The sequence below is a fragment of the Wolbachia endosymbiont (group A) of Lasioglossum fulvicorne genome (assembly GCF_964028605.1).
GTDB lineage: Bacteria > Pseudomonadota > Alphaproteobacteria > Rickettsiales > Anaplasmataceae > Wolbachia.
In genome coordinates this window covers 1,263,434-1,276,382 of the sequence record NZ_OZ034798.1, presented here as the reverse complement: position 1 = coordinate 1,276,382, position 12,949 = coordinate 1,263,434, and the positions used below count along the sequence as shown (strand labels likewise).

9 protein-coding genes and 3 pseudogenes are annotated in these 12,949 nt (G+C 34.4%); 7 read left to right on the top strand and 5 right to left on the bottom strand.

The genetic code is table 11. The features are described from left to right. Positions 1–20: 20 nt before the first annotated feature. Together dnaK and ABWU71_RS07120 are read right to left on the bottom strand one after the other, a co-directional pair. Entirely contained in the window at positions 21–1,943 is a 1,923-nt protein-coding gene (gene dnaK / locus ABWU71_RS07125; RefSeq protein WP_353284376.1) for a molecular chaperone DnaK, read from the bottom strand. Positions 1,944–2,029: 86 nt separating this feature from the next. After that, positions 2,030–3,802: a ribonuclease E/G gene (locus tag ABWU71_RS07120; RefSeq protein ID WP_353284375.1), complete on the bottom strand. Its 1,773-nt coding sequence runs from the start codon at positions 3,800–3,802 to the stop codon at positions 2,030–2,032. A 149-nt stretch (positions 3,803–3,951) separates the two neighbouring features. On the opposite strand from ABWU71_RS07120, the gene rpmG reads away from it, so the two are divergent. Both rpmG and ABWU71_RS07110 read left to right on the top strand, forming a co-directional pair. Then, positions 3,952–4,152 carry a 50S ribosomal protein L33 gene (gene rpmG / locus ABWU71_RS07115; RefSeq protein WP_015589280.1) on the top strand — a complete coding sequence of 67 codons (201 nt, stop codon included), beginning with the start codon at positions 3,952–3,954 and terminating at the stop codon, positions 4,150–4,152. Between the two features lie 25 nt (positions 4,153–4,177). After that, positions 4,178–4,453, top strand: a complete 276-nt coding sequence (locus ABWU71_RS07110; RefSeq protein ID WP_353284374.1) for a helix-turn-helix domain-containing protein — start codon at positions 4,178–4,180, stop codon at positions 4,451–4,453. Between the two features lie 56 nt (positions 4,454–4,509). Here ABWU71_RS07110 and ABWU71_RS07105 read toward each other — a convergent pair whose 3' ends face one another. Further along, positions 4,510–5,391 carry a zinc ABC transporter substrate-binding protein gene (locus ABWU71_RS07105; RefSeq protein ID WP_353284373.1) on the bottom strand — a complete coding sequence of 294 codons (882 nt, stop codon included), beginning with the start codon at positions 5,389–5,391 and terminating at the stop codon, positions 4,510–4,512. Between ABWU71_RS07105 and ABWU71_RS07100 the strand changes: the two genes are divergently transcribed. Both ABWU71_RS07100 and ubiB read left to right on the top strand, forming a co-directional pair. Then, entirely contained in the window at positions 5,383–6,123 is a 741-nt protein-coding gene (locus tag ABWU71_RS07100; protein ID WP_265015585.1) for a metal ABC transporter ATP-binding protein, read from the top strand. The genes ABWU71_RS07105 and ABWU71_RS07100 overlap by 9 nt on opposite strands. Continuing rightward, positions 6,120–7,550: a 2-polyprenylphenol 6-hydroxylase gene (gene ubiB / locus ABWU71_RS07095; RefSeq protein WP_353284372.1), complete on the top strand. Its 1,431-nt coding sequence runs from the start codon at positions 6,120–6,122 to the stop codon at positions 7,548–7,550. The genes ABWU71_RS07100 and ubiB overlap by 4 nt, the downstream gene beginning before the upstream one ends. A gap of 416 nt (positions 7,551–7,966) precedes the next feature. On the opposite strand, the gene ABWU71_RS07090 is transcribed toward ubiB, so the two are convergent. Beyond that, complete coding sequence (locus tag ABWU71_RS07090; RefSeq protein WP_353284371.1) at positions 7,967–8,119, bottom strand: transposase; 153 nt, start codon at positions 8,117–8,119, stop codon at positions 7,967–7,969. Between the two features lie 113 nt (positions 8,120–8,232). Between ABWU71_RS07090 and ABWU71_RS07085 the strand changes: the two are divergent. The 3 pseudogenes from ABWU71_RS07085 to ABWU71_RS07075 form a co-directional block, all read left to right on the top strand. After that, positions 8,233–9,468 (top strand): annotated as a pseudogene (locus ABWU71_RS07085) (IS4 family transposase); the annotation flags it as partial. Between the two features lie 51 nt (positions 9,469–9,519). Further along, a pseudogene (locus tag ABWU71_RS07080) lies at positions 9,520–9,991 on the top strand (IS5 family transposase); the annotation flags it as partial. Positions 9,992–10,053: 62 nt separating this feature from the next. Further along, positions 10,054–10,913, top strand: a pseudogene (locus ABWU71_RS07075) (IS630 family transposase). A 367-nt stretch (positions 10,914–11,280) separates the two neighbouring features. On the opposite strand, the gene ABWU71_RS07070 reads toward ABWU71_RS07075, so the two are convergent. Then, positions 11,281–12,576 carry a Na+/H+ antiporter NhaC family protein gene (locus ABWU71_RS07070; RefSeq protein WP_353284370.1) on the bottom strand — a complete coding sequence of 432 codons (1,296 nt, stop codon included), beginning with the start codon at positions 12,574–12,576 and terminating at the stop codon, positions 11,281–11,283. Positions 12,577–12,949: the final 373 nt, after the last annotated feature.

Sequence of the window (12,949 nt, the reverse complement as noted above, 5' to 3'; positions counted from 1 at the left end):
TACTTGGATGACAATCGCAATTACTTATTCTCTTCTTTATTATCTATGTCTTGATAATCAGAATCTACTACTTTTTCCTCTTTATCATTTGGATTCCCTTCTGATGAAAAGCCATTTTCAGCACTATTTTGTTGAGATGCTTGATACATAGCTTCTCCAAGTTTCATAGATAATTGAGAAAGATTAGTAACTTTCTGCTGTATTGAATCAGCGTCATCAATGTTATCAGATTTACTAACTTCTTTTAATTCGTTAACTGCATTTTCAATAGCAGATTTATCTTCTGGTGAAACTTTATCACCATACTCTGTCAGAGACTTTTCTGTAGAATGGACTAAGCTATCCGCTTGATTCTTCACTTCAATGAATTTTTTACGCTTTTCATCTTCTTGCGCTTTTTCTTCAGCTTCTTTTACCATGCGATTTATTTCATCATCAGATAGACCACCTGAAGATTGAATGCGTATTTTTTGCTCTTTTCCAGTAGCTTTATCTTTTGCAGAAACGTGCGCTATTCCATTTGCATCTATGTCGAATGTTACTTCAATTTGTGGCCTTCCGCGCGGAGCAGGAGGTATCCCTTCCAAACTAAACTGGCCAAGTAACTTATTATCAACTGCCAATTTTCTTTCACCCTGATGTACCTTAATTGTAACGGCTGTTTGGTTATCTTCTGCAGTTGAAAACACTTGAGATTTTTTAGTGGGAATAGTAGTATTACGTTCAATAAGTGGAGTGAATACTCCTCCTAGAGTTTCAATACCAAGAGAAAGTGGAGTCACATCAAGTAGTAACACATCTCTTACATCACCTTGAATGATCCCCGCCTGTATTGCAGCTCCAATTGCTACAACTTCATCAGGGTTAACTCCTCTATGTGGATCTTTGCCAAAGAATTCTTTAACTTTCTCTATGACTTTTGGCATACGAGTCATGCCGCCAACAAGAACCACTTCGCCAATTTGACTAGCAGATAAACCAGCATCCTCAAGAGCTTTTTTACAAGGAGCCATAGTTCTTTCGATTAAATCATTCACTAAGTTTTCAAGTTTTGCTCTCGTTAATTTCATATTTAAGTGTTTTGGACCACTTGCATCAGCTGTAATAAACGGTAGATTTATTTCCGTTTCCATTGCACTTGATAATTCAATTTTCGCTTTTTCAGCAGCTTCTTTGATTCTTTGCATAGCCATTGGATCATTTTTCAAATCAATGCCATTACTTTTCTTGAATTCATCTAGTAAATAACTCACTACTCCATTATCAAAGTCTTCACCTCCAAGATGGGTATCACCATTTGTAGCCTTTACTTCAAAAACCCCTTCACCTATTTCAAGTATTGAAACATCAAATGTACCACCACCAAGATCATACACCACTATTGTGTGTCCATGTTTTTTATCAAGACCATAAGCAAGCGCTGCAGCAGTTGGTTCATTTACTATTCTGAGCACATTTAATCCAGCGATTTTTCCTGCATCTTTTGTTGCTTGACGTTGAGAGTCATTGAAGTATGCTGGCACTGTTATCACAGCATCTTTTACTTCCTCTCCAAGATAAGCTTCTGCTGCTTCTTTCATGTTTTGTAGTATAAATGCACCAATTTGACTAGGAGAGTATTCTTTATTATCAGTGGTTTTAATCCATGCGTCACCATTTTTTGCCGCAAACACTTTATACGGCACGTTTAGATTTTTCATTTCAGAATCACCGTATTGACGGCCTATTAATCTCTTAGTAGCAAAAAAGGTATTACTTGCATTAGTGGTTGCTTGCCTTTTTGCTGGAGCACCAATCAATTTTTCTCCTGATGAAGTAAATGCAACTATAGATGGAGTAGTTCTTGCTCCTTCTTTATTCTCTATTACCTTTGTGTCTTTGCCCTGCATTATTGCAACACAAGAATTTGTTGTTCCGAGATCTATACCTATTGCTCTTCCCATAATGAGTACCCCATTGTAAATATTATCTGATATAAGAATATATAAGTATAGGACTCATTAATTACAAGCCCAATTTAGGTTTCTAGTTAGTTATTAGAACTTAAAAGGCGCGAAAGCCACTTAGTCAGCCAAAAATTGCCTCGTAGTTTATTTGAATTATCAGCTTCTTCATTGCTGCTATCCCCAATTTGGTATCCAGAGTTCTGTAATGGCTTATAATCGTTTAAATCAACATCATCTCCTTGTTTTAAAACAAATGCATTTACATCTAAACTGTTATCAATATTAACGTTCAATGTAATATTAAACTCTTTTTCGATTGTAGAAACTGTATTGCGTCTGTTATTAAAAATGTACGCTATAACTGCACTGTGTGCTACTAAATCAAAAGACTTATTTCGATTCTTGTTAGCAATATGTTGTAAATCCCTTAGTATTGATGAAACAATTACTTCGTTTGATTTTATTCTTCCAGTGCCTTTGCAGTGTAAACATTCTGTAGTATTAATTTCTTGTACGTTTGGTTTAATTCTTTGTCTTGAAAATACCATTAAACCAAAGTCATTTATGTAGCTAAATTGAACTTTAGCTTTATCATCTTTAAACGCTTGCTTTATAGCAGACTCAACAGCTCTGCAATACTGATATTTCAACATATCAATAAAATCGACTACTATTAATCCTGATAGGCCCCTAAGATTCACCTGTCTTGATATTTCAGGTACTGCTTCCATGTTGGTTCTATAAGCTGTTTCTTCTATGCTATCTTCTCCTGTCATCTTTCCTGAATTCACGTCTATCGAAACAAACGCCTCAGTTAAAGTTATTATCAAAGACCCACCAGATGGCAATTCTACTCTATTGCTATATAACTCAGAAATTTGATCTTCGATTCCGTAGTAAGTAAAGATCGGAGCATAACCTCTATACAATCTATAGCGCAACTTACTACCTTTTAGTGCATTGTTAGCATATTGCCTAACTGCTTCAAAAGCTTCCTTTCCAGACACTATAACTTCTATACCATCGCTACAAAAATCACGAACAGATCTCATAATTACATCTGCTTCATTGTAAATTAATGATGGAGCGTTTACAGAGAGGGCATTTTTTTGAATGCTCTGCCATAATGAGGATAAGTAATTGTAATCCTGCTCAATTTCTTTCTTATTTTTTCCTGAACCAACAGTTCTTACTATTAAACCTGATCTTTTTTGCAAGTTTATTGAACTCAGTATCTCCTTTAACTGCTTTCTGACATTAGCATCTTCAATTCTGCGAGACACTCCACCTTTACTCATGGAATTTGGCATGAAAACACAGTATCTACCCACTAAAGTTATGTATGTTGTAAATGAAGCTCCTTTATTGCCTCGTTCATCCTTAGTTAGCTGAACCAATACTTTTTGATTTACTGAAATAACATCTTGTAATTTGTATTTTTTATATAAAGGTACCTCTCTTACAAAACCACTACCTGACTCGTTAACATTCTTACTAGCTGCAGAATCTGAAGAGACATTTGCTATGGTATCGTTCCCTTTTTCTGTATAATCGTCATTTGAGTAGCTCTCAAAGATAGTTTCCTTTTCTTTTTCTGGAATATTGAAGTAATCTAGAGATATCTCGGAAAAAGACAAAAAACCTTGCTTATTTTTTCCATATTCGATAAATACGGCTTGCAAAGAAGGCTCTATACGCTTTATATAAGCAACGTATATATTACCTCTTAATTGTTTTTTTTCCTTGAATTCTTGTTCAAATTCTACAACCTTATTATTAACTGACAAGGCAACTCTTACCTCATTAGAACAGGTGGAATTTTCTATCAATAATAACTTTTTACCACTATTTGCCACTTATTTACCGTTTGCTTTTCATTCTGAAGTTAACTTCATGCTACTTAATGCACTGTTGATTGTCAAGAATTTTACGATCTGCATTATTCGGTTGACTTTTAGTGTTTTGCGTAATAAACTCGCATAGAATTTATTATATCATTATAAGTATGGCGAAAAAAAATGCTTCTTTGCTCGTTAAGTTAGTTAGCACTGCAATCAAGACAACAAAAACTGGTGAAGAAAAATCAACAGGTTATTTTTATGTAAAAAAGCGTAATCCAAAAAAGCTCACCAAAAAACTGGAGTTTAGGAAGTATGACCCAGTAGTCAGAAGGCATGTGTTATTTAAAGAAGAAAAACTAAAGTAATTTTTTTATAAGGGATTTTATTATTATGCAAAATTTACAATTAAGTTATCCTATAATAGTAGAGTTGGGGGATGTAAAAGATACAAAACTGAAATTAATAAAGATCATTGCACAATTAATAAGTAAGAAGTACACAACACAGAAAAAAGCAGCAAACGCTCTAAAGGTTGATCAACCTAAAGTATCTCAAATCAATAGGTCAAAAATCGAAGGGTTTTCCTTAGAATACTTGCTTAACTTATTGATTGTATTGGGCCAAGACATAAATGTAAGAATAAAGCATAATTCTAAACCTGCATAATATGTAAAGGACAAATAAATGCAGAACAATAAAACAGTAAGCTAAAAGGGAACTTATTACTCAACAAAACAAGACTTAAAATTTTGTGCAATGCTATTGATTATGGCTAGATATGCATCTTTTCCAGGCTCTATGTCTGATCCAATAGGATCAAGAACTACCATTTTTGCGTCATTAGAAAGAGCATTAGGCTTTATGCTATCTTCTTGTGAATGAGCAAATATACATTTAACGTTTTCTTCCTTCATTATCTTTTTTAGCTTCATTACACTCCTCATACCTATGTAAGAATCCTCTTCTATGGAAAGAATGGCACTTGGGTGATTTAAACCAAAATATTTTTCAAAATATTGATAAGCATCATGAGTGACGATATATTTTTGATTTTTAAAATCATTCAGTTCTTTCATGATTTCTTTTACTTCTTGGTCTATTTTTTTTATAGTTTTCATTGCATTAGAGTTGTATCGGTAGGAATTTTCTTTATCTATGTTAGACAATGTTGCACTTACAGAAAGTATCATGCTCTTTGCATTTTCGGGACTCAGCCAAATGTGTAAATCTTTTTCATCTTGAATGTGAGTGATTTTTCTAGAAAATGAATGTGGCCGAGTAGGAAGTAGGTTGATTGCCTTTGACAATTGCACTAGTTCTTTATTATTTTTGGCGAAAGTTTGAACAAACGTCTCTAAGTTATCGTCAACATAAAATATAACGTCACTTGATTCTAAATTACTCGCATCAGATGGCTTTAATATATAATTATGCGCAGATGTTGCATAGCCAAGCAATTCCGGTTCTAAAATCCCTTCTGTAACAGAAGCTACAAGTGAGTGAATAGGTTTGATTGTAGCTACAACTTTTAAATTGGATGAAAAGGCGATATTATAGTATAGTGTAAATGAAAGTAATAAAAAAAAAGTCAGTAAATGTCTCATATAAACGTTGAGAAGAAGTTAAATTTTGTCAATAAATTGAATAATGTCAATAATCGTGTTCTAAAAATAGAAAATCTTGCTCTCACATATGATGGTAAAAGAATCCTTGACAATATCAATATGTTCATGGAAAGAGGAGACGTAATTACAATACTTGGTCCAAATGGTGGAGGTAAAACCTCTTTAGTGAAAGCAATTGCTGGCATAAATAAAAGCTGTACCGGTAATATCGTATTTGCTGACAACATAAAAATTGGCTATATGCCGCAAAATTTTAGTATTAGTAATTTGATGCCAATAACAGTTGAATATTTCCTTTTAAATAGCTCCTTGAAAAGACTAAAGAAAAATCAATCCATTATTACAGAAGCGATAGAGTTGGTTGGTATCGGTAACATTTTGAAGAATCAAGTGTTAGAAATTTCTGCAGGGCAAACACAATTATTGCTACTTGCACGTTGTTTAATTGCAGAGCCTGACTTGATCATTCTAGATGAACCAGTTAGTGCAATGGATATTAACGCGCGGGCTAAATTTTATGATATTATAAATAAAATAGCAAAAAAACGATTGGTATCGATTCTTATGACTTCTCATGATCTTAACTCTGCTCTACCATCCTCAGATTACGTAATTTGTATAAATAATACTATCTATTGCCAAGGCAAGCCTGATGAGATTATGAAAAATAGAACCCTAAATGAAATATTTAGCAGTTACGCAGCGAAATGATTCAAAATATTTTGCGTCTTCTGCACATAACTACGGTGCTGACGCGTTACAATATATTACCTTATTTACTTCCACCATCAAAAAAATCAATAAATAGAATACAAGGCCACAAGCTAAAGTGTGCTCTTGAAAAATTAGGTCCGGTGTTCATTAAGTTTGGGCAGTCTATCTCATCACGTACTGATGTTTTAAATGAGGATATAACAAATAACTTGTTATTGATATGTGATAGATTGCCATCATTTTCACATAAAATAGCAGTTAAAACTATAGAAAGTGAGTTTAATTGTAAATTGAGCGACATTTTTTCAAGCTTTTCTGAAAAGCCAATTGCAGCAGCATCGATTTCTCAGGTGCATAGAGCGGTTACAACTGAGGGTAAGGAAGTTGCTGTGAAGGTTTTAAGGCCAAATATTGAGAAAACATTCTCAAGGGATATAAAAATGCTTTCTTGGCTTGCAGAAATTGCAGAAAAATTTAGCGAACAATCAAAAAGGCTGAGGCCAATTGAATTAGTCAAAACTTTTGCTGAAATTTGCCGATTAGAGTTAGATCTACGTTTTGAAGCTGCTCACTCTTCGGAACTAAAGGAAAACACAAAAAATGACAGAGGTTTTTATTTACCTGAAATAGATTGGAATAGAACTGCAAAAAAGGTTTTAACATTAGAATGGATAGAAGCAACGCCAATATACGAAGTTGAAAAACTGAATAATCATAAGCAAATAGCTATCAATCTTATAGAATCGTTTTGTAATCAGGTATACAGGGATTGTTTTTTTCATGCTGATATGCATCCTGGAAATCTAATGGTTGATAGTAATAACAATATTATTGCTCTGGATTGTGGAATCATGGGTAGAATAGATCGTGAGACATGCTATTACGTTATAGAGATACTCAAAGGCTTTTTAAATCGGGATTATGATCACGTTGCAAAAATTCACTTTAAAGCTGGTTATGTTTCATCACAGCATAGAAATTTTGTCACAGCTTGCAGGGCAATAGGTGAACCCATTATTGGGCAGCCTATACAGAAGATTTCATTTGCTAGTTTACTTGCTCAGCTATTAAAAATAACTGGTGATTTTGATATGAAAGTTCAAACACAATTGTTATTGCTGCAGAAAACTATAATTTTACTGGAAGGGACATGTAGAAAGATCTACCCAGAAATCAATATGTGGAAAGTAGTTGAAGCGTGGATAAGCAGTCAACATGAAAGTAAAATAGGGTATAGGGAAAAAATTAGAAGTTCTTATCCTGTAAAAACAATCCAAGGGATATTTAGCCTTATAGAAAAATTAAACCTAATAGCTGATAAAAAATTAGAAAACATCCAAATTAAAAATAAATCAAATGGAAAAGTCTATTTTTTACTGTGGTCTGTAATTATAATTCTAATCGTTAAATTTTTAATTTCTTAAACTATGGGAAAAAACTGCGTCAAACCCAATTTTTATTCAACTTAATTTTTAATCTGCAGGAGTCGAGTTGAGAATATCCAATTTTCCACTTTCTTTATGTATCTGTTCAGCAGAGTGGCAAAATAAGGTAGACGAGAAAAGACAACTATAGGAACAAATGGGTGTCATGCCAGTGCGTGACACTGGCCTCTTGTTTCAATGTTAAACAAAATACCATAGAATTCAAAAAGACAATTCCTAGAAAATTTCTACATCCAAAAAAGGCATAAGTTATGTTAATGCTGTTTGAATGAGATGATATAAAGATAAGCCAAATTTTTACAAAGAAAACATTTCAAGCAGCAAGACACCTTTGATTGAAAGAGAGCACCAAATTTATGGGGTGAGTAACTGCGCTATTTCAACTATAGTATTTTCTAAAACGAATGATAAACGTCTAAAATGGTATTACCAACTAAAAGGTGTAAGTCTGTACATTGATGCATTAGAGGTCTGAGGCGACTTTTGATGGTGTGCCAACAATGCTCTATCGGATTTAGATCAGGTGAATATGTTGGAAGATAAAGCAAATGACGGGAGTGTTAAATAAACCATACGCGTCAAGTTAAGGAAAAAGACATGAAGGAGATAGAATAATAAGATATAAGTTCTTTCAGATATACTTTTAGTGAGAGAGCTAACGATGAATAAAATAACTTGCCTATCAAACAACCTCAACAAATTTTTCAATGAAATGGCAAATGAGGTATCAATTGAAACATGATTTGTAAAAAGGAAGAGAAAGCTGAGCGGTTCATCATTCATAAAAGCTATAATTTGGGGTAATATAGGAATTGAAAACTGCAGCATAGATGCAATGCGCCAATTATTAAACGAAGAATCTGTGGTAATGACGAAACAGGGTTTAGATTTCAGGTTTACTAAAGAAGCAGTAGAATTTATGAAGAGAATGTACAATGAATCTATGGCTTTATTTAAAAATATCCTGCAAATTGATTGTAGAATCTTGCAGCAATTTAAAGGCGTCAAGTTATTGGATAGTAGCTATATTAGCCTGCCTAACAGTATGAAAAATCTGTATAAAGGGTATGGTACTAGTTACAAAGGTTATGAGAGTAACACTAAGTCTGGGATAAAGTTACAATTAGTTTTTGATTACTTAAATCAGACATTGGATCAACTTAACATAACGGAGGGAGTAAGGTCAGACCAAGGTTATAGAGAGCATTTGATCGATATATCAAGTAACGATTTGCTAATATCTGACCTTGGTTATTTTGTCCCAAGTTCTTTTAAACAGATCAATGAAACGGGAGCTTATTTTATTAGTCGTTATAAATCTGATACCAATATATATGCTATAGAAACAAATCAAAAAATGGAATTATTGGAATGTTTAGGAGACAAGCTATTTTTAGAAACTGAGGTATTATTGGGAAAAGAAGCAAAGATTAGAGTAAGAATGATATGTCATAAACTAACTGAAGAGCAGTCTCTAGCCAGAAGAAGAAAAGCTAATAAATTGGCAAAATCACATGGATATACATCTTCCAAAAGGAATCAAAAATTGTTGAACTGGTCAATATTCATAACTAATATTCCAGAGGATAAAATTAGTGCTGAGCAAGTATTAACAATCTACAGAGTAAGGTGGCAAATTGAGTTGTTATTTAAACTATACAAGAGCTACATAAGACTTGATGAACTAAAAGGGAAGCCATACAGAGTATTGTGTGAATTATATGCTAAATTATGTGCAATTCTCATATTTCATGGAATGGTCAGTTGTACAAAACTAAAAAAGAATACAGAACTCAGTTTAACAAAGGCATTTATTGAGCTAAAAAGGCGGATTAGAGAGTTATTTTTAGTATTAACTAAAATTAATAGCTTAAAAGCATTTCTTAGAACCTGTACATGATCTCAAGAAAGGAATAAACTAAGAGATAATATATATAAGTTAGGATATATGAGGAGTTTATACCCAAGTGATATAAGTCGGGAAAGATTTGAGATTATGTTACCAGATCTAGAGTCCTGTAGAAAAAAAACAAAACCAAGGAAACTTGATTTGTATGATGTATTTTGTGGAGTGTTATACGTTCTGAAAAGCGGTTGTCAGTGGAGAATGCTACCAAAAGAGTTTCCAAAATGGCGCAATTGTTACGACTATTTTAAGAAGTGGAGTGAAAAACCAGATGCAGATAAAGAAAGTGTTCTGGAGCTGGTGTTAAAAAAAAATAGTTGGCGTGGTCCGACAAAACAATGGTCGGAAAGAAAAAACCAGCTTCTGCATAATTGATGCACAGAGTGTAAAAAATGCAGATACTGCTGAAGAAAAAGGCTATGATGCAGGCAAAAAGATTTCAGGAATAAAACGCCATATTGCAGTAGATACGCAAGGTTTGCCCCATGCAATTTATATAACAACAGCAGAGATATAGCTCTTTTCATAGAAGTCCGGATGTGATAAGATAAGGATAGACGATGATAAGGAGGTTGAGTGCCAGCAGCATATAGTTATGACTTAAGGAAAAAAGCAATGGAAGCGCTAGAGGAGGGAGGAAGCAGAGAAACAGTGGCAGCAAGATTTAAAATTGGACGAACTACTTTATGGGAGTGGCAGCAAAGAAGAAAAGAAACAGGAGACTTTCAATCAAAAAAACTTGGAAATGGAGGTTACAATCACAAAATTACCGACTGGGATGCCTTTGCTAAATTTGCCAGAGAAAACGGAGGAAAGACTCTGTCGGAAATGGCTAAACTTTAGGGCAACGTTAGTATCCAAACGATCCACCGAGCTCTCAGAAAAATTGGATTTACGCGCAAAAAAAGACATATGGATACAAGGAAAGAAACGAAGAAAAACGTGCTGAATTCTTAAAAATTATAGCAACAAAAGAACCAGAAAACTTAGTTTATATAGATGAGTCTGGCATTGATAACACAGAGGACTATCCATATGGGTATTGCCAGAAAGGACAGCGGTTTTATGGCCTAAAATCTGGAAAGAAAACTCAACGAATCAGTATGGTTGCAGCCTTAAGTAGAAGAAAGATAGTTGCTCCATTAACCTTTGAAGGCCACTGTAATATGGATGTTTTTAATGGATGGTTTGAGCAATTTTTGACACCGATCTTGGAACCTGGACAGACTGTCATTCTTGACAATGCTACTTTTCATAAGTCTGGTAAGATTATCGAGCTTGCTAGAGGAGTTGGTGCAGAAATTTTGTATCTGCCGCCGTATTCTCCAGATTTCAACAAAATTGAGCATCATTGGTTTGCTATAAAAAACAGAGCTAGGAAAAACATTCCTCTATTCGAATCCTTTCGTCGTGCTGTTGATTCTGCCTTCCTATGACCTGTTCGGACTATTATGAGAAATGCTATAACTTGCAACTAACCTACACCGCAAGTGTTTAAGAAATTTACTAAGCAGGGAAAAAGGCAAAGAATCCCCAGGGTAGCCAGTATTCAAATTCTCCCTTGTTCTATTTGACGTCTTTTGATGTCTTGAACAGCGCGTTTCGGCTTGTATAGCTAGAAGTTTTATAAAGACATGAGGCGCACATAGTGCAAAAAACTAAACATGAGACGCCAAATACATTGAGTTTTTTTGTCATTTAATCTGCACAGAGAAGATAAATAAATAGCTTCAGTTTCATGATAAGGGGGTTGGCGAAGGGTGTCAAGTAATTCCGTTCCTTATGGGTAAAAAAAGAGAAACTCTAAGCTGCAGCCGCACAACGTTTCTCTTTTCTGCTGTTGATGATTATTTCGCCTATTGTAACTGCCGCTAGAATAAAGCAGTAATATACCTGTGTTAATAAAGAAATAGGTGATACAGAGGCGATGCTCCCTGCTAGCAGTAGTTGGGAACCATAAGGTAAGATACCTTTTGTAGCACAAGCAAAAACATCTAATAAGTATGCGCTGCGATGTGGCGCAATACTGTGTTTTTGTGCAAGCCTTTTTGCAATGCCACCACTTAGTAAAATAGCAATGGTATTATTGGCAACTAAGGTAGTAAACATAGACGCAATTCCTGCTATCACAAATTCAGCTTTAGTTTTTGTGATATTGCTTTCATCGATGAGTTTATGCAACGCTTTTTGACCTTGTTTGTACATTATATGGCTCAATCCACCGATAAATAGAGCAAATATCACTATTTCGTTTACTTTTTTGAAACCGTCATACACGTCATGAGGAAATTGAATGATAGCATAGTCAAAAAAAGTTATTCCTAGCACACCAGCAATAATTATGTTTATAGTTATTGTTACTAAAGTGGCAACTTCAAGCAGCCCCATGATTATTAAAGAAATGTAAGGAATAATTTTTATTATAGAATAATAATCTAAATTTGATATAGAAATAATTTTTGTACTATTTGAGGCAACTGCTAGGTAGATGAGTGTTATAATGCTGGCAATAAGTGCAACTTTAGAGTTCATTTTAAGTTTATCTTTTGCTGAAGCTTCCTGTGAAGAAACAGATGCAATGGTGGTATCAGATATCATCGAAAGGTTATCGCCAAACACGGCACCACCTACTACAGTTGCAGTTCCTATTTCGAGACCAAAAGCTCCACTTTTTGCCAGATTAACAGCTGTAGGTACCATCAGCGCAACAACTCCCATAGATGTACCAATTGCAGTTGAAATAAAAGCAGAAGCCAAAAATACTCCAGGCAGCAGTAATCTTGCTGGAAGGAAATTAAGAATTAAATTAGCGACAGTGTCTGCGCTACCAATTGATTGAGTAACTGCAGAAAATGCTCCAGAAAATAAAAAAATTAAACACATAGTAAGGGTATTTTTGTCACCCATGCCCTCGATAACAGTATCGATGTTATGCTGAATTTTATTTGTACCACGTGAGACAGCAAAAAATAGTGCTGGTAATAAGCAGATTACTGGTGAAACCTGATGAAGTGGATTATCAGTTCCGATAAAAGAAAAATAAGCACCACTTCCAAGATACAAGATTAAAAAAATAATCAAGGGGACAAAAGCTGTCATTTTACTGTGCCTAAACTTATAACTATAACTAATTAAGTGGTTTTAAGCAAGTTTGGTTTTCACTAGTTCTACAGGAAGTCAATAGCAGAGTTTTAAACTTCATATTTAATCTACTAAATAAATAGCACATGTAGCTTATTGCTTGACAATAGGATCTAATTGTTGTCTAGATTCCAGCATCACGCGCACAACTGTACGAACATTTGTTTGCGAAGAAATGTTATAGCTGGTTTTGCCTCAAACACAAAGATGTCATCCGAGTAGCTGACTACTTGGATCCAGATTGGATACTGAGTTGGTGAGTATAAAAGTATAGCTAACGCGAGCTCTACGTCATACCGCCGCAGAATAATTAACCGTCATACCGCGATTC